The organism is Streptomyces cinnamoneus, assembly GCF_014650495.1.
Taxonomy (GTDB): Bacteria; Actinomycetota; Actinomycetes; order Streptomycetales; family Streptomycetaceae; genus Streptomyces; species Streptomyces cinnamoneus.
The window spans coordinates 126,275-148,425 of the sequence record NZ_BMVB01000010.1; the positions used below are offsets into that span (position 1 = coordinate 126,275).

Annotated in this window: 26 protein-coding genes; 20 read left to right on the forward strand and 6 right to left on the reverse strand. The window is 73.1% G+C overall.

The features are described from left to right. Window positions 1-4: 4 nt before the first annotated feature. Together IE182_RS16985 and IE182_RS16990 are read right to left on the reverse strand one after the other, a co-directional pair. A complete protein-coding gene (locus tag IE182_RS16985; RefSeq protein ID WP_190110770.1) occupies window positions 5-769 on the reverse strand; it encodes an MBL fold metallo-hydrolase in 765 nt (254 codons plus the stop codon). Window positions 770-785: 16 nt separating this feature from the next. Continuing rightward, window positions 786-1,310, reverse strand: coding sequence for a GNAT family N-acetyltransferase (locus IE182_RS16990; protein WP_190110666.1), 525 nt, complete (start codon window positions 1,308-1,310; stop codon window positions 786-788). Window positions 1,311-1,484: 174 nt separating this feature from the next. Here IE182_RS16990 and IE182_RS16995 point away from each other — a divergent pair, with 174 nt between their 5' ends. From IE182_RS16995 to IE182_RS17005, 3 genes are all read left to right on the forward strand, one after another. Continuing rightward, a complete protein-coding gene (locus IE182_RS16995; protein ID WP_190110667.1) occupies window positions 1,485-1,688 on the forward strand; it encodes a hypothetical protein in 204 nt (67 codons plus the stop codon). Window positions 1,689-1,771: 83 nt separating this feature from the next. Continuing rightward, entirely contained in the window at window positions 1,772-3,877 is a 2,106-nt protein-coding gene (locus IE182_RS17000) for an alkaline phosphatase family protein (protein WP_190110668.1), read from the forward strand. 120 nt (window positions 3,878-3,997) lie between these two features. After that, a complete protein-coding gene (locus tag IE182_RS17005; protein WP_190110669.1) occupies window positions 3,998-5,395 on the forward strand; it encodes an amino acid permease in 1,398 nt (465 codons plus the stop codon). 91 nt (window positions 5,396-5,486) lie between these two features. Here IE182_RS17005 and IE182_RS17010 read toward each other — a convergent pair whose 3' ends face one another. Then, entirely contained in the window at window positions 5,487-6,248 is a 762-nt protein-coding gene (locus IE182_RS17010) for an SDR family NAD(P)-dependent oxidoreductase (protein ID WP_190110670.1), read from the reverse strand. Window positions 6,249-6,365: 117 nt separating this feature from the next. Then, the gene (locus tag IE182_RS17015) at window positions 6,366-6,947 is read right to left on the reverse strand and encodes a TetR/AcrR family transcriptional regulator (protein ID WP_190110671.1); all 582 of its coding nucleotides are present in this window, start codon (window positions 6,945-6,947) and stop codon (window positions 6,366-6,368) included. Window positions 6,948-7,167: 220 nt separating this feature from the next. On the opposite strand from IE182_RS17015, the gene IE182_RS17020 reads away from it, so the two are divergent. After that, a complete protein-coding gene (locus tag IE182_RS17020; protein WP_190110672.1) occupies window positions 7,168-7,578 on the forward strand; it encodes a fluoride efflux transporter FluC in 411 nt (136 codons plus the stop codon). Beyond that, window positions 7,575-7,949, forward strand: a complete 375-nt coding sequence (crcB, locus tag IE182_RS17025; RefSeq protein ID WP_190110673.1) for a fluoride efflux transporter CrcB — start codon at window positions 7,575-7,577, stop codon at window positions 7,947-7,949. Before IE182_RS17020 ends, crcB begins: the two co-directional genes overlap by 4 nt. A 19-nt stretch (window positions 7,950-7,968) precedes the next feature. On the opposite strand, the gene IE182_RS17030 is transcribed toward crcB, so the two are convergent. Then, entirely contained in the window at window positions 7,969-8,709 is a 741-nt protein-coding gene (locus IE182_RS17030) for a response regulator transcription factor (protein WP_190110674.1), read from the reverse strand. A 117-nt stretch (window positions 8,710-8,826) separates the two neighbouring features. Further along, window positions 8,827-9,306 carry a CYTH domain-containing protein gene (locus tag IE182_RS17035; protein WP_190110675.1) on the reverse strand — a complete coding sequence of 160 codons (480 nt, stop codon included), beginning with the start codon at window positions 9,304-9,306 and terminating at the stop codon, window positions 8,827-8,829. 415 nt (window positions 9,307-9,721) lie between these two features. Here IE182_RS17035 and IE182_RS17040 point away from each other — a divergent pair, with 415 nt between their 5' ends. The 15 genes from IE182_RS17040 (at window position 9,722) to IE182_RS17110 (ending at window position 22,118) form a co-directional block, all read left to right on the forward strand. After that, the gene (locus IE182_RS17040; protein WP_229844876.1) at window positions 9,722-10,471 is read left to right on the forward strand and encodes a hypothetical protein; all 750 of its coding nucleotides are present in this window, start codon (window positions 9,722-9,724) and stop codon (window positions 10,469-10,471) included. Continuing rightward, entirely contained in the window at window positions 10,458-11,150 is a 693-nt protein-coding gene (locus tag IE182_RS17045; RefSeq protein ID WP_190110677.1) for an NUDIX domain-containing protein, read from the forward strand. The genes IE182_RS17040 and IE182_RS17045 overlap by 14 nt, the downstream gene beginning before the upstream one ends. After that, window positions 11,147-11,908 carry a phosphoribosylaminoimidazolesuccinocarboxamide synthase gene (locus IE182_RS17050; protein ID WP_190110678.1) on the forward strand — a complete coding sequence of 254 codons (762 nt, stop codon included), beginning with the start codon at window positions 11,147-11,149 and terminating at the stop codon, window positions 11,906-11,908. The genes IE182_RS17045 and IE182_RS17050 overlap by 4 nt, the downstream gene beginning before the upstream one ends. Beyond that, complete coding sequence (locus tag IE182_RS17055) at window positions 11,895-12,608, forward strand: SDR family oxidoreductase (protein WP_190110679.1); 714 nt, start codon at window positions 11,895-11,897, stop codon at window positions 12,606-12,608. Before IE182_RS17050 ends, IE182_RS17055 begins: the two co-directional genes overlap by 14 nt. 49 nt (window positions 12,609-12,657) lie before the next feature. After that, a complete protein-coding gene (locus tag IE182_RS17060) occupies window positions 12,658-13,899 on the forward strand; it encodes a hypothetical protein (RefSeq protein ID WP_190110680.1) in 1,242 nt (413 codons plus the stop codon). Beyond that, window positions 13,896-14,321 (forward strand): hypothetical protein, encoded by a 426-nt coding sequence (locus IE182_RS17065; protein WP_190110681.1) that lies wholly within the window; start codon window positions 13,896-13,898, stop codon window positions 14,319-14,321. Before IE182_RS17060 ends, IE182_RS17065 begins: the two co-directional genes overlap by 4 nt. A gap of 2 nt (window positions 14,322-14,323) precedes the next feature. Next, a complete protein-coding gene (locus tag IE182_RS17070; RefSeq protein ID WP_190110682.1) occupies window positions 14,324-15,529 on the forward strand; it encodes an MFS transporter in 1,206 nt (401 codons plus the stop codon). Next, window positions 15,526-16,323: an HAD family hydrolase gene (locus tag IE182_RS17075; protein ID WP_229844877.1), complete on the forward strand. Its 798-nt coding sequence runs from the start codon at window positions 15,526-15,528 to the stop codon at window positions 16,321-16,323. The genes IE182_RS17070 and IE182_RS17075 overlap by 4 nt, the downstream gene beginning before the upstream one ends. 26 nt (window positions 16,324-16,349) lie before the next feature. Continuing rightward, window positions 16,350-17,354 carry a Gfo/Idh/MocA family protein gene (locus IE182_RS17080; protein ID WP_229844878.1) on the forward strand — a complete coding sequence of 335 codons (1,005 nt, stop codon included), beginning with the start codon at window positions 16,350-16,352 and terminating at the stop codon, window positions 17,352-17,354. After that, window positions 17,335-18,774, forward strand: a complete 1,440-nt coding sequence (locus IE182_RS17085) for a cation:proton antiporter (RefSeq protein WP_190110683.1) — start codon at window positions 17,335-17,337, stop codon at window positions 18,772-18,774. The genes IE182_RS17080 and IE182_RS17085 overlap by 20 nt, the downstream gene beginning before the upstream one ends. Then, a complete protein-coding gene (locus tag IE182_RS17090; RefSeq protein ID WP_229844883.1) occupies window positions 18,771-19,607 on the forward strand; it encodes an S-methyl-5'-thioadenosine phosphorylase in 837 nt (278 codons plus the stop codon). The genes IE182_RS17085 and IE182_RS17090 overlap by 4 nt, the downstream gene beginning before the upstream one ends. 56 nt (window positions 19,608-19,663) lie before the next feature. After that, window positions 19,664-20,491 carry a hypothetical protein gene (locus IE182_RS17095; RefSeq protein WP_190110684.1) on the forward strand — a complete coding sequence of 276 codons (828 nt, stop codon included), beginning with the start codon at window positions 19,664-19,666 and terminating at the stop codon, window positions 20,489-20,491. 117 nt (window positions 20,492-20,608) lie between these two features. Beyond that, a complete protein-coding gene (locus tag IE182_RS17100; RefSeq protein ID WP_190110685.1) occupies window positions 20,609-21,211 on the forward strand; it encodes a histidine phosphatase family protein in 603 nt (200 codons plus the stop codon). Continuing rightward, on the forward strand, window positions 21,208-21,564 hold the full coding sequence (locus IE182_RS17105; protein ID WP_190110686.1) for a DUF190 domain-containing protein: 357 nt from the start codon (window positions 21,208-21,210) through the stop codon (window positions 21,562-21,564). Before IE182_RS17100 ends, IE182_RS17105 begins: the two co-directional genes overlap by 4 nt. After that, window positions 21,561-22,118, forward strand: coding sequence for a cupin domain-containing protein (locus IE182_RS17110; RefSeq protein WP_190110687.1), 558 nt, complete (start codon window positions 21,561-21,563; stop codon window positions 22,116-22,118). Before IE182_RS17105 ends, IE182_RS17110 begins: the two co-directional genes overlap by 4 nt. Window positions 22,119-22,151: the final 33 nt, after the last annotated feature.

Here is a 22,151-nt window from a genome sequence, read left to right on the forward strand (position 1 = left end):
GCCGTCACGGCAGCACCGGCTCTCCGTGCGCCGGCCGGTGCACGGCCGCACCGGGCGCATACCGGGCCGCCTGCCGGGCGAACTCCTCACCGGGCGCGTGGAATTCGTGCGGCCGCACCGCGTCCATGCCGATCGGCCAGTACGTGCCGTAGTGCACCGGCACCGCGCTGCGCGCCCCCAGCCGGGCCAGCGCCCGCGCGGCCCGGGCCGCGTCCAGGTGACCGCGGCCCAGGAACGGCCCCCAGCCGCCGACCGGCAGCAGCGCCACGTCCACCGGGCCCACTTCGTCGGCCATCGACGCGAACAGGCCGGTGTCACCGGCGAAGTACGTCCTCGCCGTGCCCCGCACCACGTAGCCCAGCGCGGGCGACCGGTGCGGCCCGCACGGCAGCCGCCGCCCGTCGTGCTCGGCGCGCACTGCCCGCACCCGGACCTCCCCGACCGCCACCTCGTCCCCGGGCGCCGCCTCGGTGACCCGCAGCCGGTGCTCGGCCGCCAGCCTGCGCAGGCCCCGCACGGCGCCGGCCGCGCCCCGCGGCACGACCAGCGCGGTGCCCGGGGCGAGCCGGGCCAGCGAGGGCAGGTGCAGGTGGTCGGCGTGCAGGTGGGAGACCAGCACGACGTCCGCGACGGCCGCCTCGGGCGGCGGCAGGGCACCGCGGCGGCGGCGCAGATGGGCCAGCCGCCGCACGAAGAGGGGATCGGTGAGGACCCGGACGCCGGAGTCCACCACCGTCGCGGTGGCGTGCCCCCACCACGTGATCTCCACGCTCGCGTTCGTCACGTTACGAGCGTGCCTCCAGGACGTGCACGCACAAGGGCATCCCGTAGGCCGGGTGCGTCGTCTCGCGCTCGCGCCGCATGCCGAGCTTGCGCGCGACGGCCTCGGCGGCGGTGTTGCCGACGGCGTGCACGCTGACGACTCTGGCCAGCCCGCGGTCGCGCAGCGCGAAGTCCAGCACCGCCCGCGCCGCCTCGGTGGCCAGCCCCCGGCCCCAGTACGGGCGCCCCAGCCGCCAGCCGAGCTCCACGGCGGGCAGGATCTCGGGCAGGAACGCCGGCACGGACAGCCCCGCGAACCCGGCCAGGCGCCCCGTCCCGCGGCACTCCACGGCGAACAGCCCCACCCCGCGCTCGTCCCACTCGCGTTCCCAGGCGGCGATGCGCTCCGCGGTCTGTCGCCGGTCGCGCACCGAACCGTCCCCGATCCACCGCATCACCTCGGGGTCGGCGTTGATGGCCGCCATGGGGGCGATGTCGTCCTCGCGCCAGCGGCGCAGCGTCAGTCGGGGCGTGCGAAGGCAGGTCATGCCGCCATCCTTCCCAGCCGTCGCACCGAAGCCACCCCGGCCGCCGGTTCCGGCCAGTACGGCCGGAACCCGCCCCGGGGGTCTAGGCTTTGCGGGGCAACGGTCGTCGCGCGCAAGGGCTGGTCGGTCCCGGTGAGTGAACACAAGTCGTCGCACGGACCGGAGCCGCGGTCCATGACGTGCCCGTGGTGCCACGGTTCCGGATACACCCCGCGTGCGCTCGCCCACTGCGTGGGCCCCGACCCGTTCCGGGGGCCGGCCGAGACCGTCCACCGCGCCGGTCAGTGCCCGCACTGCCGCGGCGGCGGCACCTACGAATCCGCTCTCGACCCCACCCTGGACCGCACCCACGACGACGACCCGCCGCCCGCCCCGTAGGGCGTGCGCGACCTGGCCGGATCCCGCTGTGCGCTGATCCGACGGGCCGTGCCGGGCCTACCGCCCGGCCTACGCTGCCCCCCATGGGGCAGCTGCGCAGCGCCGTCCGCCGTGCGGGCAGGACGGTCCGGGAGAGGTGGCTGGGCGCGGTGCTGCCCTGGGCCGCGTCCACCCTGACCCTGCTCCTCCTCGCCGGCCTGCTCCCCGACTTCCGGTTGCAGGGCGCCGGCGGTGACGGCGCCGCCCGCCTCCTGCTCGCCGCGGCCGCGGGGGCCGGAGCCTTCTCCCTGCTCACCGCACTCGTCTGGCCGCTGCTCGTCCGCGCGTTCCTCCTGGTACCGGCCTGCGTCCTCGGGCTGCTGGTCTTCTTCCTCAACGGCTCGCTGCTGCTCGCGGCCCTGGCCCTGGCCCCCGTGGGCGGGGGCACCGCCGAACCGGAGACGGCGGTCGTGGTCGCCGCCGCGGTGTCCGCCGCCTCGTCCGCGGCCGGGGCGTTCGTCGCCGTGCGCGACGACGGCGCCTACCACCGCCGGCTCGCCCGCCTCGCCGACCGCAAGCGACGCCGGCGCGGGCAGGCCGCCGGCCGGCAGTCCACGCCCGGCACGGTCTTCCTGCAGCTCGACGGGGTCGGCCACGCCGTGTTGTGCGACGCGCTGCGCGAGCGCACCGGCGCCCGCGGCCGCCGCCGGCCGCCGCTGATGCCGACCGTGGCCGCCTGGGCCGCCGGCAGCCACCGGCTCACCGCCTGGCGCACCGACTGGTCCAGCCAGACCGGCGCCAGCCAGCTCGGCATCCTCCACGGCTCGAACGAGGACGTGCCCGCCTTCCGCTGGTACGAGAAGGAGACCGGCGAGGTGATGGTCTGCAACCGTCCCGCCGGCGCCGCCGAGCTGCAGCGCCGCGCCGCCGCCCGCACCGGGGACGCGGGGCTGCTCGCCGCCGACGGCGCCAGCCGTGGCAACCTCTTCACCGGCGGCGCCGACCAGCTCGCCCTCGTCCTCGCGGTCGCCGCGCGGCGCGGCCGGCACAACCGCTCGCGCTCCGGCTACTTCGCCTACTTCTCCGACCCGGCCAACGCCACCCGCACCGCCGTCTCCTACGTGGCGGAGGTGGTGCGCGAGATCGGCCAGTCCGTGCGCGCGAGGCTCCGCCGGGAGAGCCCGCGCCTGGGCAGGGGCGGGCTCTACCCCTTCATCAGGGCCTTCGTGACGGTCGTCGAGCGCGACGTGGTCGTCGCCGCCGTCCTCGGCGACATCCTCTCCGGCCGTACCTGCGTCTACGCCGACCTCGTCGGCTACGACGAGGTCGCCCACCACTCCGGGCCGCGCGGCCGCGACACCCACCAGGTGCTGCGCGGGCTCGACCGCGCCGTCGCCCTGATCGCCGAGGTCACCGAGCACGCCCCCCGCCCGTACCGGATCGTGCTGCTCTCCGACCACGGACAGAGCCCCGGCGAGACGTTCGCCGCCCGCTACGGGCTCACCCTCGACGAGCTCGTGCGCACCGCCCTGACCGGCCCGGTGCGCGGCACGGAGCCGGTCGTGCTGGCCTCCGGCAACCTCGGCCTGGTGTCCTTCCCCCGGGTACCGGGGCGGGCGAGCCGCGAGCGCATCGACCGCGATCACCCGCACCTGCTGCGCACGCTCGCCGACCACCCGGGCGTCGGCTTCGTGCTCGTCCGGTCGGCGGAGCGCGGCCCGGTCGTCCTCGGGTCCGGCGGCCGCGAGCACTACCTGGACACCGGCGAGGGCGCGGAGCACAGCCCCCTGCGCGGCCTGGGGCCCGGGGCGGTGGCGGCCGTGCGCCGCACCGCCGGCTTCCCGCACGCGGCGGACGTCATGGTGAACTCCGCCTACGATCCCGTCACGGGTGAGGTGCACGCCTTCGAGGAGCAGATCGGCTCGCACGGCGGGCTGGGCGGCGAGCAGAGCCGGCCGTTCCTGCTGTGGCCCACGGAGCTGAGCGCACCGGTGGGGGAGGACGGAGAGCTGGTGGGGGCGGAGGCGGTGCACCGGGTGCTGCGGCGCTGGCTGTGCGAGGCGCGTGGGCGACCGCAAATACCGGCCGGGTCGGTTGCGGGGGAGCAGATTCCGCATGAGGGCGTCCCGGTGGACGAATCACGGCCCGCGGCCCCCGTCGCCGCACCTTTTGCGGTCGAGAGCCCGGACGCGCGGGACAAAAAATTCTAATTTTGCGCCCTGAGGCTCCGCGGTCAATATGTGCTGTCGCACATACCTGTGCTCTTGCACGGGCGTGCGATGTCGCCCCAGAATCGGCGACCTGCCCGCAGCACGAGAGGCGCACCTCCCATGCACGACTCCGACGGCGCACCCGCACGCCGTTTCGGCCTCCCCACCGCCATCACCCTGGTCATGGGGAACATCATCGGCGGCGGCATCTTCATGCTGCCCGCCTCGGTCGCCCCCTACGGCACGGTCAGCCTGCTGGCGTTCGGGGTCCTGACGATCGGCGCGATCGCGCTGGCCCTCGTCTTCGGCCGCCTCGCCGGACGCTTCCCGCGCACCGGTGGTCCGTATGTCTATGCACGCGAGGCATTCGGCGACTTCGCCGGATTCCTGTCCGCGTGGTCCTACTGGACCATGACGTGGGTGAGCAACGCCGCCCTCGCCGTCGCGGGCGTGGGCTACCTCCACGTGCTCACCGGGGGCAAGGAGTCCAAGGGGCTGGACCTCGTCCTGGCCCTGGCCCTGCTGTGGCTGCCCGCGCTGGCGAACCTCGCCGGCACCCGCTGGGTGGGTGCGGTGCAGATGGTTTCCACGGTGCTGAAGTTCCTGCCCATGCTTTTCGTGGCGGTCGTCGGCCTCTTCTTCTTCGACCCGGACAACCTCGGTCCCTTCACCACCGGCGGCGGCAACTGGACCGGTGGTCTGACCGCCTCCGCGGCGATCCTGCTCTACAGCTACGTCGGCGTGGAGTCGGCCGCGATCAGCGCCGGCGAGGTCCGTGACCCCGAACGCAACGTCAGCCGCGCGAGCGTCATCGGCACCATCGGTGCCGCCGTGGTCTACCTGCTCGGCACCGTCTCCGTCTTCGGCACCGTCGCCCACGACAAGCTGGTCGACTCCACGGCCCCCTTCTCCGACGCGGTCAACGCGATGTTCGGCGGGACCTGGGGCGGCACGCTGATCGCCCTCGCCGCGGTGATCTCCATCACCGGAGCGCTCAACGGCTGGACGCTGATGAGCGCCCAGATGCCCTACGCGGCGGCCAAGGACGGGCTGTTCCCCGCCATGTTCGCGACCAAGCGACGCGGCGTGCCGACGGCCGGCGTGCTCGCCGCCGCCGTGCTCGCCTCGGTGCTGACGATCGTCAACTACACGGTCGGGGTGAGCGGGGTCTTCGAGATCCTGGTCCTGATCACCACGTTCTCCGCCACCGTCCCCTACCTGCTGGCCACCGCCGCCCAGGTGTACTTCCTGCTCACGGGGGCGCGCGACAAGGTCCACCCCGGCCGCATGGCGCGCGACATGGTGCTCGCCCTCGGCGGCTTCGCCTTCTCCTTCTGGCTGGTGGCGGGCGCCGGGTACGCGGCGGTCTACCAGGGCGTGCTCTTCCTCTTCGCCGGCATCCTCGTCTACGTCTGGATGGCGGCCCGCCGCCCGGCCGCGCAGCAGGCCGAGCAGGCCGGGGCCGTCGCCCCGCAGGCCGTGAAGACGGAGGCCGCCGAGCCGGAACTCGTCGGCTGAGGCAGACGCCGAACGCGGCCCGGCGGGCGTCCTCGGACGCCCGCCGGGCCGCCGTCGTCCCCGGGGCGTCCCGGCGCCTCCCCGGCGGCCGTCAGGCGGTGACGCCGCCGTCGAGGACGAGCTCGGTGCCCACCGCGTAGCCGGCCTCGTCGGAGGCCAGGTAGAGCACCGCCGCCGCGATCTCCTCGGGGGCGCCCGCGCGGCCGGCCGGCACGTCGCGGCCCATCCGCTCGGCCTTGTCCGCGGCGGACTCGCCGGGCCGGGAGGACATGGAGGTGTCGACGGGCCCCGGGCTGACGGCGTTGATCCGGACGCCGTCGCCGATGTGGTCCAGGGCCGCGCTGCGCGTCAGCACGGAGGCGGCGGCCTTGCTGGTGGCGTACGCGCCGAGGGTCGCCAGGCGCTTGTGGGCGCCGAGGTTGGACGAGACGTTCACGATGGCGCCGCCCCCGTGGCCGCGCATGTGGCCGATCTCGTACTTCATCGACAGCCACAGCCCGGTGAGGTTGGCGTCCATGACGGTGTGCCAGTCGTCCTCGGGGATGTCCGCGATCCTGGCGGGCGGCACGAACACGCCGACGTTGTTCACGGCCACGTCCAGGCTGCCGTAGCCCGCCACCACCCCCTCGACCAGGGCCCGCACCTCCTCGGGGCGGGTCACGTCGGCGGTCGCGGCGGTGGCCTCGCCCCCCGCGGCCGTGACGAGGGCGACGGTCTCCTCCAGCGGCCCGGGACGGCGGCCCGCCACCACGACCGAGGCGCCCTCCCGGGCGAAGGCGAGCGCAATGGCCCGGCCGATGCCGGTGCCGCCACCCGTGACGAGAACGGTCCTGCCGGTGAAGCGTGCGGTCATGACGGTAACTCCTTATGGGAACGATCGGTCTTGAATTAAGGCATGCCGAGGCCACGCCCCGGTCGGCGCCGGTGGGGGTGGCGGTGGTGACGGGCGGTCGGGCGTGCGGCGGGCGGGTCAGTCCAGCAGTGTCAGCGCCTGGTCGGCGGCGTCCCGCAGCCGGGCGGGGGCGGAACCCGCCTTGCCGACCACCCGCAGGCCCTGCATCAGCACCAGCAGCATCCGTGCCAGGGCCACCGGGTCGCGCTCCGCGGGGAGCTCGCCCTGCGCCCTGGCCCGCATGAGCGCCGAGGTCAGCGCTGTCTCCAGGCCGTGCCAGCTCTCCTCGACCCGGCGCGTGGTCTCCGGGTCGTGCGCGCCGAGCTCGACCGCGGTGTTCGTGACGAAGCAGCCGCGCCGCAGCTCGTCGCAGGCCGCTTCCTCGGCGAACCGGCGGACCAGGCCGCGGACCGCCGGCAGCACCGGTCCCGGCTGGGAGAGCTCCTCCACCAGGGGCGGGCCGTGCTGCTCGCCGTAGCGCTGCAGAGCCTTCAGGTAGAGCTCGCGCTTGCTGCCGAACGTCGCGTACAGGCTCGCCCGGGCGATGCCGAGGTGCGCCACGAGGTCCGCCATCGACGTCGCCTCGTAGCCGCGCTGCCAGAACAGCTCCAGGGCTGACTGCAGGGCGGCGTCCGGGTCGAATTCCTTGGTCCTGGCCACAGAGTGGATCATAGGCGTATCTGGAACGAACGGTCAAGAAAGCGGGGGTCCGGGAGCGTGGGGTACCGTAGGGGAGCGGTTCCCCCGGGGAACTGCGCGGCGGTGGGGCCCGCCGTCACCAACCGCGGCGATCGGCCGCCAACGGTCCCTACTTGCGACGAGGGGCGCCCGCGCGCGCCCGGCGAGTAGGAGAGGTGACAGAAAAGTGCCCCGGACCCCCATGTCCCGGACACCGGCGACCGTCTGCGCGGTCTCGCTCGGCGGCGGCCTCGGCGCCGCGGCCCGCTACGCGGCGGCCCGGCTCTGGCCGGTCGCGCCCGGCGGCTTCCCCTGGACCACCATGGCGGTCAACATCATCGGCTGCCTGGCCATGGGCGCCCTGACCATCGTCCTCACCGAGGTGTGGCCGGCCCGGCCGCTCGCCCGGCCCTTCCTTGCCACCGGTGTGCTCGGCGGCTTCACCACCTTCTCCACCTACGTCGTGGACTCCCATAGCCTGCTGGGCGACGGCCGCGCCGCGGCCGGACTGGCCTGCACGGTCCTGACGCCCCTGGCGGCGCTGGCCGCGGCCTGGTCCGGGGCCCGGGCCGCGCGGCTGCTGCTGCCCGGGCGGGAGTGGGCGCGCGCATGACCTGGCTCCTGGTGATCACCGGCGGAATGATCGGCGCACCCCTGCGCTACCTCCTCGACCGGACCGTCCAACGGTGGAACGACGGCGTGTTCCCCTGGGGGACGTTCACGGTCAACGTGCTGGGGTGCCTGGTGCTGGGCCTGCTGACCGGCGTCACGGAGGGCGGCGCCGCGCCCTCGCACGTCCAGCTCCTGCTCGGCACGGGCCTGACGGGCGCCCTGACCACGTACTCGACCTTCTCGTACGAGACGTTGCGGCTGGCCGAGAGCGGCGCACGCCTGCTCGCCGCGGCCAACGTGGCGGCGAGCGTCGTGGCCGGCTTCACGGCGGCCTACCTGGGGGCGGGACTGGCCCAGGCGCTGCGGGGGTGACGCGATGACGCGTGCACCCTCAGCCGACGGCCTTCGACGGCTGGTCCAGACGCAGCTGGGCCGCCGCCAGAGCCACCTCGGTGCGGTTGGAGCAGTCGAACTTCAGCAGCAGGTTGGAGACGTGGCGCTTCACCCCGTGGATGGAGATCCCCAGCGCCCGTGCGATCTGCTGGTTGCTCTGGCCGCGCACCAGCAGCCGCAGCACCGACCGCTCCCGGTCCGTGACCCGGCTCAGCCCGCGCGCGGCGCGGTGGCCGGCCGTCCCGTCCGGATCGGCCGCGCCGCGCGGAGCGGGGACGGGCCACACCAGCTGGGCGAACGTCTCCCACAGCGTGTTGAGCGTGATGTGCTGTTCCACCAGCCAGGCGTCCACGGCCTTGCCGTAGGCGAGGTGTCCCGGGAACGGCGACGAGGCGTCGGACAGGCTCAGCACGAGCTTGGTGCCGCTCGCGGAGACCAGCCCGTCCAGGGAGTGGTTGTACGCGGCCGACGGCAGCACGCACACGTCGAAGGACTCCTCCTGGAGCAGCCGCTGGGCGGTGCCGGCGTCCTGGCACACCCGGTGCGCCCCGATGACCGGTACCCGGTCGAGGAGGGCGGGGAGGCCGTAGAAGGCGACCTCGTCGTGGGCCAGCCACAGCACGCGCAGCCGGGTGGCCGGATCCGCCGGTCCGGTGGCGCCCGCCGGCCGCCCGGGCGCGGCCGTGCCCGACTCCCGCCTCCCCACCGCTCCCACCCGCACAGCCTGCTGATCCTCCATGTCCGGCCCCCCTGGTCGTGGTCGTCCCAGCGCGCGATCCCCGCGCTGAAGGTATGCAGCCGAGCGGGCCGTGAATAGTCGTTTTGAGCCAACGGAGGGCTTCTTGACTCGATCCGATCATCCGGGGACCGGGCCATCGGGGATCCCGGTGGTGCTGAGCTCCTTGTTGGCGTACCGGGCGTCGCCGGTCACCTCGGCCCCGAACCAGGGCGGGGGAACGAAGGCCCGTGCGTCCTCGCGGTCCTCGAACTCGACCTCCGCGGTGACGAGTCCGGCGAGCCGGCCCTCGAAGACGTCCACGTACGCACGCCTGCCGCCCGAAAGCGGAACGATGCGACGCCATTTGCTGATGCGGCGGCCTTCGGTGGCGGGCCACAGTGCTTCGAATTGCCCGGCCCCGATAGCGATTTCGAACTCCTGCCGCTCGATTCCGCTTCCTTTCTTCACCGTCAGGGAATATTCGTCCCCCGCGCGCCGGACCCGCACTTCCTCCTGCTCGCCCCGTGCGAGATATCCCTGTTGTACGGGCAGTGCGGGAACCCCTTCGAAGGCGCCGCTCCCGTGCACCGTGAACTTCCGCTCGATCTCGGTCGCCATAGTGGAACTCCATCTTCCCTTCGGCCTGTTGCCGAACGGAGGTTGAACGCGCGCCGCCGCGCTTCCGACGCCCCCGTTTCGGTGCGTTACAGATCCCCGCCTATGCCCCGGTCGCCGTGCCGCACGGCGCCGGCCGGCATCGATCGTCGGCCCTGACCAGAGCATTCAGACAGAGGTACTTCCGTGCTGCTCGTCGGAGGTAGCCGTTCGGCTACCTCCGACGAGCAGCACTTTGGGGCGCTTGTCCGGGTGCTGGGTGCTGAGTAGAAATGCCGGGACGCATAGTTGTTCGACTGGCTATGGGATCAGGTCGATGGATTTCGCCGGAGCACTGCTGAAGTGGGGGAAACGAATGACTGTCCAGGCCGTTCCGGAAAACTTTTTGACAGGTCTCCGTCCGCAGGATCTGGAGACCTTGCTCAATGGCCTGCCGGCCGCGACGAACGACCGTCAGAAGGACTACAACCTCGGCCTGGTCAAGCGCCTCGGCGCAGGCCCCTGCATATCGGATCTGCTGCAGCAGTACCTCGCCGACGACGATCTGCTGGACGACATCGCAGGACGCTCCTACCGGCACGTCAACCACTTCGACAAGATCGTTCTCGTCGACTCGGGCAACCGTCTGGGATACCGGCTCACGCTCCACGCCTGGTGCCCGCCGTACACCGAGAAGGAACTGCACGACGAGCTGATCCACGACCACCGGTTCAGCTTCTGGTCCACCATCCTCACCGGACGCCTGGTCTCCCAGAACTTCTCCCGCACCGACGGCCCCGGCGCCGCGGCGGCCGCCGGGCACCCGGTGACGCCGTTCCGGCAGTACCGGTACAGCCCCGAGAAGCTTGGCGTCTCCACCCACTCCAACTTCTACGAGTTCGTGGGCGACACCGAACTCGCCGTGACCGGGGAGACGGTCGAGGAGCAGGGCAACGCCTACCACCTGCAGTACCACCGCATCCACCGGGTCGCCCTGCCCATGGAGTCGATGACCTGCACCATGGTCCTGCGGGGCCCGCGGGAGCGGGACTTCTCGAACGTCTACAACACGGCGTACCCCTCGACCGACACCCAGTCGGGCAACACGATGTTCACCCGCGACGAGCTGGCCGGAAAGCTGCGCTCCATCCTCGCCGGCATCAACGCCCAGCCGCATGGCGCTTCCTGAGCGTCACGAGGCTCCCGGGGGCCACGAGGCGCCACGGGCAGCGGGGCCGGAGCCGTCCGTCCGCATCGAAGCCGTCGAGACGGTGACGGACGACTGGTTCACCCTGCGCTCCTACCGCCTCGCGGCCACGCGGCGCGACGGCTCGGCCCAGCACCTCACCCGCCTCAGCTTCGACCGCGGCGACCGCGCGGCCGTCCTGCTCCACTCGCGCACGTCCGGAACGGTCGTCCTCACCGGCCAGTTCCGGCTGCCGGTCCTGCTCCACGACGGGCCCGGCGGCCAGCTCCTGGAGGTGCCCGGCGGGCTGCTGGACGATGCGGACGCCCGCGAGGCGGTCCGGCGCGAGGCCGAGGAGGAGACCGGCTTCCGCGTCGGTGACCTGTGCCCGGCGTTCGTCACCTACCTGGCCCCCCAGCTCAGTTCCGAACGCACCCACCTCTTCACCGCCGCGTACGACCCCGCCCGGCGGACGGGCCCGGGCGGCGGCGTCGCCGAGGAGGGCGAGGACATCCGCGTCCTGGAACTGACGCTGGAGGAGGCGATCGAGCAGGTGACCCGGCAGCCCGCCGCGGACGCCAAGACCCTCCTTCTCCTCCTGCACGCCCGCGACCGGGGCCTGTGCGATCCACCGGGGAACCCGTTCCCCGCCGTACCCGAAAAGAAAGGCCGTCCCTCATGACGGAGCATCACCTTCCGACGACCCGGGCCGAGGTCGTCGACCTGCCCGACGAGACGCTGCGGTCCCTGCGGGAGAGCCGCACCCCGGACATCGAGGGACGCAGCAAGCGCCTGTGGCTCCTGCCCGCCGGCCTGGTCATGGTGGAGCTCATCCCCAGCCTGCGCAGCTTCACCTTCGACCGGGACGAGCTGTTCGAGGACACCGGCCCGCTGCGCCTGGACTTCTACGAGCGCGCCGCGCCCCAGCTGGAGAAGGCCGGCATCCGCACCGCGTTCGTCCGCCGCCTCTCGCCCACCGCGTACCTGGCCGAGTACCACGAGGCGCCGCCCTTCGAGGTCATCGTCAAGAACCGCGCCATCGGGTCCACGCTGGTGAAGTACCCCGGACTGTTCGAGGAGAACGCGCCGCTGCCGCGGCCGGTGGTGAAGTTCGACTACCGCGTCGACCCCGAGGACCAGCCGATCGGCGAGGACTACCTGCGCGCGCTGGACGTGCCCGTCGAGGCGTACCGCGACCGGGCGCTGGCCGTGAACGCCTCCCTCATCTCCTGGCTCGCGCCGGTCGAGGTCTGGGACTTCTGCCTGATCTTCGGCCAGGACGCGTCGGGCGAGCCCGTGCTCATCTCCGAGGTCTCGCCCGACTGCATGAGGCTGCGCCACCCCGACGGCACCCCGCTGGACAAGGACCTCTTCCGGCGCGGTGCGTCGGAGAGCGACATCGTCACGCAGTGGAAGAGGCTCCTCGATGGCATCGCCTGACGGCGGCCGCGGCCCGGTGGCCCTCGTGACGGGGGCCAACCGCGGCACCGGCCTGGCCATCGCCAGGGAGCTGCACGGCCGGGGCTACCGCGTGGCCGCCCTGAACCGCACGCCCTCCGGCGAGTCCTGGATGCACGAGCGGATCTGCGACCTGGCGGACCCGGCCGCGGTGGACGCCGCCCTGGAGGAGGTGCTGAGCGGGTTCGGCCGGCTCGACGCGTGCGTCACCAACGCCGTCGCCCGCGCCTTCGCCCCGATCGCCGAGCTGGACGTGGCCGACTGGGACGAGTCGGTGGCGGTCAACCTCACCTCCGTCTTCCGGGTCGTGCAGGCCACGCTGCCGTACCTGCGGCGCAGCGGCGGCAGTTACGTGATCATGGGCAGCCACGCCGGCACCCGCTTCTTCGAGGGCGGCGTCGCCTACAGCGCGACCAAGGCCGCGCTGAAGGCCCTCGTCGAGACGCTCCTGCTGGAGGAGCGGGTCCACGGCGTGCGGGCCACCCTCGTCAGCCCCGGCGCCATCGCCAACCTGGACGGCGACGACACCCCGTACAAGATGGCCACCGAGTCCGTCGCCCGCTGCGTGGGTGCCCTGGTGCAGGACCAGCCCGCCGACCTGGTCGTCGGCGACGTCGAGATCCGGCCCGCCCGCCTGCCCGACCCGCAGATCTCGGGCATCGCCCGGCTGCAGCACGTGTAAGAGCTCCGGCGCCGGCCGCCGGAGCAGGTGCACAACCAAGGACACCACCGTGATCCAGAGTCCTACCGAGCACGCGGCCCTCTACGTCGGGCGACCCGGCCACCCCGGGGACGCACCGATGGCCCGTCAGCCGTCCGCCCCGGCGGAGGGCACCCCCGACGGCCCTGCCGCGCCCTTCCCGTCCGCCGCGCCCCCCAGGCTCCCGGTGCTGCGCGACGTGGTCCGCCGCTGGCCCGTGCCGGAGACCCGGCTGGTGCTGGCGGGCGAACTGGGCGCCGGCACCGTGGAGTACCTCCGCGTCCTGTCGGGCGCCCTGGACGTCGCCGCGGTGGTCACCGGCCGGTGGACGTCCGCCGCGGCCCGGTGGGAGGGGCTCGGCGACACGCCCGTGCTCGTCCCCGACCGTCCCGAGGACATGGGGCGCACGGCCGCCGAGTACGCGGGCCGCGTGTCCCGGCGGACCCCGGCGGGCGTGGTCCTGCAGGCCCCGAGCGGCCTGTGGGACGCCGCGGACGAGGCGCTGCTCGACGGGCCCGCGGTGCGCGGGCTGGTCAAGAGCGCGGAGTGGAAGGAGACGGCCCCGCCGGGCGCCGCGAGCCCGCCCCGCCTGCCGGTCTTCACCACGGTGGGCAGTCCGCTGGAGCCCCTCCTGCAGGAACCGGCGGGACAGGCACTCGCCCAGGGACTGGAGGCGGCCCTGCGGCAGGGGCTGAACCGCTCGGCCGGCGACGCCGCCGTGGGGATCCTGGCCTTCGGCACGGGCGACGCCGCCGTGGCCGCCGCCCTGCGCGGCGTGGGGGCCCGGGTCGGCGTGCACGACGCGGACCCCATCCGCAGGTGCGCGGCGGTCCTGGCCGGCCACCGGGCGATGGACCGTCAGGAACTGCTGCAGTGGGCCGACATCCTCGTCGACCCGCACGGCGAGCTCCTGCGGGACGCCGACGCCCTGGCCCTGCTGCGGGACGGCGCGGTCGTCCTGACCGACGGGTCCCCCGCGGGCCCCTCGGCGCCGGACCGCCTCGCGGCCGGCCTGACGGTCGTGGAGGAGCAGGACGGCATCGCCGTGTGCCGCTTCAAGGACAACGGGCTCTACGTCGTGGCCGGCGCGGCACCGAGGCATGTGGACGAGCAGATCGTCGGCCGGCTGCATGACCTCCTGTGCTGCGAGATGTACCTGTGCATCCGGGAGCTGGCCACCCGCCGGTACCGGCCCGGTGCACATCGTCTGTCAGTGGAGCAATGCGAGGAGATCGCGTGGATGTGGTGTCGGACCTACGGACGGTCGCAATGAGCATGATCAAGCCCATCGAAGTGGACTGGCAGCAGGAGACCGGCCGGCTCCACATCCGCTACGAGCATCCCGACGGCCGACATACCCGGACGCCCGCGCACCGTGAGTCCGTACCGGCGCGCGCCGTGCTCGACCTCGACGAGGACGGGCGCCTCCTCGACGCCGACATCAAGGGCCTGACGCCCACGGTGGTCCGGCGCCTCGCCCCGTACTCCTGCTCCTCGGTGACGGAGAACTCCGGGCCCGGCATATCGCTCGACGCCGACGCCGCCTGGCTCTGGCTGCACCTGCGGAAGGGCCCCCGCGACCGGCAGCTGCGCGGTGACGCGCACGTCCTCCTCGACTTCCGTGACGGCCTCCTGGCCGAGGTCACGCTCACCCTGCACGAGGCCCGGGGCCGCACCGCCGAAATGAGTGGCTGACCATGCTCGCTCCCTACAAGGACTGCCTGAGCCGGCCCCACGTCACGTACCTCTTCGCCACCAATCTGCTGGGCCGGCTGCCCAACGGCATGGCACCGCTGGGCATCGCCCTCTTCCTGCGGTCGCACGGCATGGGGTTCGGGGTCGTCGGCGGCATCACGGCCCTCTACGGGCTGTCCACCGCCGTCGGCGGTCCGCTGCTCGGCCGGGCCGTCGACCGGCACGGCCAGCCCAGGGTGCTGTGGATCAGCGCCGTGGTCTCCGCCGCCGGCTTCCTGGCCCTGATCTGGGCCGGCGGCAACACGGGTGCGGCGGCGGCCGCGGCCGCCGTGGCGGGACTGGCCTCGCCTCCGCTGGAGCCGTGCCTGCGCACCCTGTGGCCCGACGTCCTCGACGACAAGCGCGCCATCGCCACGGCCTACGCGCTCGACGCCGCGCTGCAGGAGGTCGTCTTCGCGGCCGGCCCCCTGTTCGTGGTGCTCATCGGCTGGCTGGCGGGACCCGGGCCCGCCCTCGCCGTCACCACCGTCGCCATGGTGGCCGGAACGCTGGCGTACGTGAGCCCCGAGCCCGTCCGCCGGTGGCGCGCCGAGCCGCGCCGGCCCGACTGGGCCGGGCCCCTGCGCTCCAGCATGCTCCGCCGCCTGCTGGTGGCCCTGGCCTGCGTGGGCGTGGGACTGGGCGGCCTCAACATCGACACCGTCGCGTACCAGGAGCACATCGGCCAGTCCGGGCTCTCCGGCATCCTGCTCGGCGTCAACGCCGCCGGCGCACTGATCGGCGGGCTGATCTACGGGGCCCGGCAGTGGAAGGCCACGACCATGCGTCAGCTGCAGGTGCTCCTCGCCTGCATGGCGTGCTGCTACCTCCTGCTCGCGCTGGTGCCCCCGCCGGCCGTGGCCATCGCGCTGGTCTTCCTCGCGGGCCTGTTCCTCTCCCCGGTCCTGGCCTGCGGCTTCGCGATCATCGGGGACGTCGCCCCGCCGGGCACGGCGACCGAGGCGTTCGCCTGGATGGTCACCGCCGTCCTCACCGGCAACGCCGCCGGCTCGTCCGCGGCGGGCGTCGCCGAACAGCACCTCGGCCTGTGGGCCTCCTTCCTCGTCCCCGGACTGGCGGCGCTCGCCTCCGCCGTCGTCGCCCTCGTCCTCCTGCGCGACGCCGCGCAGCCGTCGGCCACCCGCTCCGTGAAGGCAACGCACCCGTGAAACCACTCCTGATCGTCTCGGACCTCGACGGCACCCTGCTCGACTCCCGGACCCGCGTCACCGACCGCACCCGCGAGGCCGTCCAGGCCGTCCGCAAGGCCGGCCACACCTTCGTCATCGCCACCGCACGGCCCGTCCGGGACGTCCGGCCGATAGCCGAGGCCCTGGGGCACACCGGCGTCGCCGTGTGCGGCAACGGATCCCTCGCCTACGACTTCGGCCTCGACGAGGTCGTCGACCACCGGCCCATCGCCCAGGACGCGGCCCGCACCGCCCTCGCGGCGCTGCGCGGCGGCATGCCGGGCGTCCGGCTCGGCACCGAACGGTGGCCGGAGCTGCTCCTGGAGGACGACTTCGCCCTCGACCCCCGATACTGCGCCGACGCCCGCCGCGTCCGCGCGCTGGAGGACGAGCTGGACGAGCGGGGCTTCGGCAAGCTCATCGTCCAGGCCGACGGCACCGCCCCCGACTACCACCGCACGGTCGCGGACCTGCTGCCCAACGGCTTCGAAGTCACCCTCTCCTCGGGCCAGTTCTGCGAGGTGACGCGGGCCGGCGTGGACAAGGCGACCGGCCTCGCACGCCTGGCCGCCCGGCTCGGCCTGAGCAGCGCCGACACCATCGCCTTCGGCGACATGCCCAACGACCTCCCCATGCTCGCCTGGGCCGGCCGTTCGGTGGCCGTGGCCAACGCGCACGCCGAGGTCCTGGCCGCCGTGGACGAGGTGACCTTCTCCCACGACGAGGACGGCGTGGCCCGGTACCTCGAACGGCTGGTGGGGACGGGCTGCTGAGCGGCACAGGCGGCAGGAGCACGGCCATGACCGGTCATTCGTTCGAAAGGAATCCGCAGGTGGACATGGCGCTGATAGGTTCGGGGCGAGGCGCCCGGCACGCAGAATGGCTGACGGAGTGCCCCGGCTTCACCGTACTGGAGCCGGACACCGACCCACTGGCGCTGATCCGGCGCGAAGGTCTGGACGCAGTCGTCGTGGCGACGCCCACGCACGCCCACGCGGAGCTGGTCACCGAGGCGCTGCGCCGGGACCTGCTGGTGGTGTGCGAGACGCCCCTGGCCCCGGGCGCACCGGCCGCACTCGGGCTCGCCGAGCTGGCCGCGTCGCTGCACGGCCGGGCCCACGTCCCCTTCCAGTGGCGGGAGAACCCCGCCCTGCAGTCGGCCCGCAGCTCCCTCCTGCACGGCGCGATCGGCGAGCTCGTCGCCCTGGACATCGCCCTCGACGACGACTCCCACGCCGGCCCCGGCACCCCCTCGCCCTGGCGGGAGAGCCGGGAGAGCGCCGGCGGCGGCGCCCTGGCCGACCTGGGCTGCCACGCCTTCGACCTGCTGCTGTGGACGACGGGCGTGAGCACCTGGGAAGTGACCTCGGCCTGGCTGCACCGGGTGCACGACAGCCGCCGCGGGCCCGACGGCCCGGTGGACGTCGACGTGGACGACGTCGCCCAGGTGGAGCTCGCCCCGCTCGGCCACCCGGCCCGCGCCCGGGTCATGGTCTCCCGCATCACCCCGGAACGCCGGAAGCTGGAGTTCTCGGCCCTGGGCACCCGGGGCACCCTCCGGGTCGTCGCCGACACCCGGGACGGCTCGGCCGTGCTCACCCTGACCACCGGCGGCCGGACCCGCCAGGAGCAGACCGGGCCGCACCCGATGAACCCCTACCGGCGCCTGGCCGACGACCTGGCGACCGGCACGGTCACCCTCGCGACGTTCGACGACGGCCTCGCGGCCGTCAACCTCATGGACGCCGCGTACCGCCGGGCCACCGAGGCACACCGGACCGGACATGTCGCTGAAGACCGCTGACGCGACGCACGTACTCCTCGCCCTGGTCGCCCTGCTGGCGCTGGCCCACCTCGGCGGGTACGTCTTCAAGCTCCTGCGCCAGCCCCAGGTCATCGGCGAGATCGCCGGCGGCCTCGTGGCCGGGCCCACGGTGTTCGGCCAGATCTCGCCCGAGGCCCAGCACTGGCTGCTGCCGACCACGGGCGTGACCGCCTCGGTCCTCGGAGCCTTCTACCAGATCGGGCTGCTGCTGCTCGTCTACCTGACGGGCACGGAACTGCGCCGGCGGGGCAGCGATCCGGAGCGGCGGACGATCGGGTTCATCGCGGTGTCGGGGCTGGCGCTGCCCTTCCTCTTCGGCCTCGGCGTCGCCCGGGTGACCGACCTCGACGACCTCGCCGGGACGAACGGCTCGCCCACCTCGCTCGCGCTCGTCTTCGGCATGGCGATCGCGGTGACGAGCGTGCCGGTCATCTCCCGCATCATGCTCGACCTCGGCATCCTGCGCACCGCGTTCGCCCGCATCGTGCTGGCCGTCGCCGTGCTGGAGGACGTCCTGCTCTACGTCGTCCTGGCCATCGTCCTGGGCGTCGCCCAGGCGCACGCCAGCGACGCGTACGGCCTGTGGGCGCTGTTCGGCACGGACTCGGTGCCCATGGCCGTCGTCTACTTCACGGCGGTGCCGCTGCTGTTCCTCGGCCTCTTCCTGTACGGGGGACCGCCTGTGTACCGCCGGGTGTCGGCCAGCCCGCTGAACTTCCTGGCGGTGCGCAGCCCGATCGCCTTCCGGCTCGTCTTCGTCTTCCTGTCGTGCGCGGCCTGCAGCGGACTGGGCATCGACCCGATCTTCGGGGCGCTGGTGGCCGGCATGTGCAGCGCCGACGCGGCGGCCCGGGACGCGGCCCCGGCACGGCCCGGCGGGGCGAGCGCTGCCGCGGCGGGTGCCGGCGAGGGGTCGTACGACGCCCTGCGGTCCATCGCACTGGGGTTCTTCGTCCCCGTCTACTTCGCCGTCGTCGGCGTCAAGCTGGACCTGGCACACCACTTCGACCCGGTGTTCTTCCTCTGGTTCCTGCTGCTGGCCTGCTGCGCCAAGGCGTTGAGCGTCTGGCTGGGGGCGCGTCTGGCGGGGGAGGGGAACACCTCGGCCGTCAACCTCGCCGTCGCCATGAACGCGCGCGGCGGACCCGGGATCGTCCTCGCCTCGGTGGCCTTCGGGGCCCACATCATCAACGAGGACTTCTTCACCTCGCTCGTGCTGCTGTCCATCATCACCTCACAGATGGCCGGCGTGTGGCTCGGGCGGGCGGTGAGAAGGGGGGAACTGCCCACCGGGCCGTCCCCCGTGCAGCAACAACAGCAACAAGAGCAACGGCAGCTGCAACAACAGCAACAAGCGGTCAAGGACTGCGGTCTTCACATCACGGGAGCGGAAAAGTGACACAGACAACGGACGTGGAAATCGGCGTCATCGGCGGCTCCGGCTTCTACTCGTTCCTCGACGACATCACCGAGGTGGCCGTCGAGACCCCCTACGGCGCTCCCAGCGACTCCCTCCTCATCGGAGAGATCGCCGGGCGCAAGGTGGCCTTCCTGCCCCGGCACGGCCGCACGCACTCGGTGCCGCCGCACCGCATCAACTACCGGGCGAACCTCTGGGCGTTGCGCTCGGTCGGCGTGCGCCAGGTGCTGGCGCCCTGCGCCGTCGGCGGCCTCCAGGCCCACCTGGGCCCGGGCACGCTCGTCGTCCCCGACCAGTTCGTCGACCGCACCTACGGCCGGGAGCAGACCTACTACGACGGCTACGAGCGCCCGGACGGCCTGACCCCGAACGTCATCCACATGTCGATGGCCGACCCGTACTGCCCCGCCGGCCGGCAGGTCGCCCTGGCCGCCGCCCGCGGCCGCGACTGGGAGCCCACGGACGGCGGGACGCTGGCGGTCATCCAGGGCCCGCGCTTCTCGACCCGGGCGGAGTCGCGCTGGTACGGGTCCCAGGGCTGGTCGGTGGTGGGCATGACCGGCTTCCCCGAGGCGCCGCTCGCCCGCGAACTGGGCCTCTGCTACACCTCCATCGCCCTGGTCACGGACCTCGACGCGGGCGTCGAGGTGGGCGAGGGCGTCACCCACGAGGACGTCCTGAAGGTCTTCGGCGAGAACATCGACCGGCTCCGGCCCGTGCTCTTCGACGCCGTCAAGGCGCTGCCGGCCGAACGCACCTGCCTGTGCAGCCGCGCGCTGGAGGGCCAGGACACGGGCCTCGGCCTCTCCTGAAGGCCCCGCTCCGCCGTTCCGCCGCCCCCCCCGCCCCACTCCGAAGGGAAATCCTCATGATCAGCCCGAAGATGCCCGAGACCGAGGCCGTCTACCGCAGGTCCGGAGACTTCGTCGTCTTCAACCAGCTCGCCGTCAAGATCGAGATGGACGAGGTCTCCAACGAGGACTACTACGCCTGGCTCGACGACATGAAGGCGACGATCGGCGACCTGGTGCCCGGTGCCGAGATCGCCGAGAAGGACCAGGCGCGCACCACCCCGCCGCTGAACACGGCCATCTACTACGACACCGAGGACTTCCGCATCCTGGAGACCGGAGCGCTGCTGCGGACCTCCTGCAACAAGATCACGCACGCCTTCTGCGCCTTCAAGGCCGCCCAGGACGAGAACCACGTCCGCCGCGACCACCGCTACGTCTTCGACGGCGAGGAGAAGGCGGCCATCCAGGCCGCCCCCGACTCCCCGGAGGCGGTGGCCGTCGTCCAGCGGCTGCTCGCGCGCGACGACATCGAGCACCCCGGCCGGCACCTGGAGGAGGAGTACGGCATTCCGCGGACCGAGCTGATCCCCACCGTGCGGCTCGACGACTACCGCTACACCTTCTTCGTCTGGCTCGACAAGCGCGACGCCCTGCGCTGCAGCATCGACCGCGCGTTCGTGCAGAACCTGAGGCTGCCGGCCGACCAGCGCGAGGAGCGGCCGGTCAGCGAGGTCGAGCTGGCCATCTACCCGCGCATCGAGGAGGACATCGCGGGCGACCCGCGCGTCGTCGAGCTGATCAAGGTGCTCTCCGAGAACCTGTGCAACCGCTTCTCGACGCGCATCACCTCGGACATCAAGTACCAGCGTTCCGCCACCGCCCTGGGCATGGGCGGACGCTGACCCTCCGCCGCCGCCGTCCGGTCGTCCGGCCGGACGGCACGCAGGCAGCACACCGCACGCAGGACACCGAACGCAGCACACAGCACCCAGCACACCGGACTTGACGAAGGACTCCGCGTGAAGATCTTCCTGGCGCGTCACGGCCAGTCGCAGTGGCAGCTGAACCCCAGCCAGGACTGGGACACCCGGCTCAGCGATCTGGGCCATGAGCAGGCGCGACGCCTGGGGGAGTGGTGCACCGGGCACCGGCTTCTGGACGCGGAGTCCCGCTTCGAGCCCGGTACGCTGCGGGCCAGCCCGCTCAAGCGGGCCCGGGAGACGGCCGGTTACCTGGCCGAGTCGCTGCAGCTGCCCGTCGAGGTGCAGCCGTCCCTCACCGAGGCCACCTTCCGCGTGGCCTCGGAACTCCCCAGGGCAGCCGCCCCCTTCGCCCCCTGGCCCGGAGGTGAACTCCCGGAGCGCTACACGGCCTTCCGTGCGCAGGCCGCCGCGGCACTGGAGGAGCTGACGGGCGTGGCCGAGGCCACCGGACGGCCGGTGCTCGCGGTCACCCACGGCGGGCTCATCAAGACCGTGCTGCGGATCGTCGCCGAGACCGATTCCTTCTGCCTGAAGCTCTACAACTGCGCCATCAACGCCATCGAGTGGAAGGACGGCCGATGGAGGATCCTCCACGTGAACCTCTGGGACCACCTGCCGCCCGAGCTGCGCACCACATGACCCCGTACCGGCTCGTCCCCGCGGCCCGGCTCGTCATCACCGTCCTCAACGGCGCCCTGTGGCGGCGCAAGCCGCTCCACGCCGAGCTCGTGCGCCGGGCACACCGCTTCGGGCTGGGCAACACGGCGGTGTTCCAGGGCATCGAGGGGTACGGAGCCGACGGGGTCATCCACACCAGCCGCCTGCTCAGCCTGAGCGATCGTCTGCCGCTCCTGATCGTCGCAACGGACGAGGAGCCGAGGATCCGCGGCTTCCTGGAAGCGCTCGACCCCGGCATGGACCTGGAGTCCGTGGTGATCCAGCAGGTGCAGACGGTCGAGTTCCGCTCTCCGGAGGGGGAACCCCGCCCATGACCGACCGCCGCCGCGAGGTCACCGTGCAGGCGCTCGTGGACCATTACGGCCTGGAGCCGATGCCCCTGGAAGGAGGGCTCTTCCGGCGCACCTGGGCCGGCACGACCGGCACCCCGGCAAGGGCGGACGGCCGGCCGGACGGCTCGGCCATCGTCGTGCTGCTCTCACCGGCCGACGGACAGTTCTCCGCGATGCACCGGCTGCCCGGCGACGAGGTCTGGCACTTCTACCTCGGCGACCCGGTCGAACTCCTGCTGCTCGGTCCGGACGGCGACCACCGCGTGGTGGTCCTCGGCCCGGACGTCCTCGGCGGCCAGCACGTGCAGTTCACCGTGGCCGCCGGCACCTGGATGGGCGGAAAGGTGGCACCGGGAGGCCAATGGTCGCTGTTCGGCTGCACGATGGCGCCGGGCTTCGTCTCCTCCGACTACGAGGGCGGGGACGCCGGAACGCTCTGCGCGCAGTACCCCGAGGCCGCCCAACGGATCCGGGCCCTGTGCCGCCCGGGAGTTGCGCTGCGCCACCCGGAGGAGTCGGAGGGCAGGACCGGCTGAGCGGCTAGGGTGACGGGCGCCGGACAGTCGCGC

What these genes read in the sequence shown, in the direction of transcription:
- IE182_RS16990 (WP_190110666.1), bottom strand. Translation starts at nt 1,310, where the DNA reads ATGACCTGCCTTCGCACGCCCCGACTGACGCTGCGCCGCTGGCGCGAG.
- IE182_RS16995 (WP_190110667.1), top strand. Translation starts at nt 1,485, where the DNA reads ATGACGTGCCCGTGGTGCCACGGTTCCGGATACACCCCGCGTGCGCTC.
- IE182_RS17000 (WP_190110668.1), top strand. Translation starts at nt 1,772, where the DNA reads ATGGGGCAGCTGCGCAGCGCCGTCCGCCGTGCGGGCAGGACGGTCCGG.
- IE182_RS17005 (WP_190110669.1), top strand. Translation starts at nt 3,998, where the DNA reads ATGCACGACTCCGACGGCGCACCCGCACGCCGTTTCGGCCTCCCCACC.
- IE182_RS17010 (WP_190110670.1), bottom strand. Translation starts at nt 6,248, where the DNA reads ATGACCGCACGCTTCACCGGCAGGACCGTTCTCGTCACGGGTGGCGGC.
- IE182_RS17020 (WP_190110672.1), top strand. Translation starts at nt 7,168, where the DNA reads ATGTCCCGGACACCGGCGACCGTCTGCGCGGTCTCGCTCGGCGGCGGC.
- crcB (WP_190110673.1), top strand. Translation starts at nt 7,575, where the DNA reads ATGACCTGGCTCCTGGTGATCACCGGCGGAATGATCGGCGCACCCCTG.
- IE182_RS17030 (WP_190110674.1), bottom strand. Translation starts at nt 8,709, where the DNA reads ATGGAGGATCAGCAGGCTGTGCGGGTGGGAGCGGTGGGGAGGCGGGAG.
- IE182_RS17035 (WP_190110675.1), bottom strand. Translation starts at nt 9,306, where the DNA reads ATGGCGACCGAGATCGAGCGGAAGTTCACGGTGCACGGGAGCGGCGCC.
- IE182_RS17045 (WP_190110677.1), top strand. Translation starts at nt 10,458, where the DNA reads ATGGCGCTTCCTGAGCGTCACGAGGCTCCCGGGGGCCACGAGGCGCCA.
- IE182_RS17050 (WP_190110678.1), top strand. Translation starts at nt 11,147, where the DNA reads ATGACGGAGCATCACCTTCCGACGACCCGGGCCGAGGTCGTCGACCTG.
- IE182_RS17055 (WP_190110679.1), top strand. Translation starts at nt 11,895, where the DNA reads ATGGCATCGCCTGACGGCGGCCGCGGCCCGGTGGCCCTCGTGACGGGG.
- IE182_RS17065 (WP_190110681.1), top strand. Translation starts at nt 13,896, where the DNA reads ATGAGCATGATCAAGCCCATCGAAGTGGACTGGCAGCAGGAGACCGGC.
- IE182_RS17070 (WP_190110682.1), top strand. Translation starts at nt 14,324, where the DNA reads ATGCTCGCTCCCTACAAGGACTGCCTGAGCCGGCCCCACGTCACGTAC.
- IE182_RS17080 (WP_229844878.1), top strand. Translation starts at nt 16,350, where the DNA reads ATGACCGGTCATTCGTTCGAAAGGAATCCGCAGGTGGACATGGCGCTG.
- IE182_RS17085 (WP_190110683.1), top strand. Translation starts at nt 17,335, where the DNA reads ATGTCGCTGAAGACCGCTGACGCGACGCACGTACTCCTCGCCCTGGTC.
- IE182_RS17095 (WP_190110684.1), top strand. Translation starts at nt 19,664, where the DNA reads ATGATCAGCCCGAAGATGCCCGAGACCGAGGCCGTCTACCGCAGGTCC.
- IE182_RS17105 (WP_190110686.1), top strand. Translation starts at nt 21,208, where the DNA reads ATGACCCCGTACCGGCTCGTCCCCGCGGCCCGGCTCGTCATCACCGTC.
- IE182_RS17110 (WP_190110687.1), top strand. Translation starts at nt 21,561, where the DNA reads ATGACCGACCGCCGCCGCGAGGTCACCGTGCAGGCGCTCGTGGACCAT.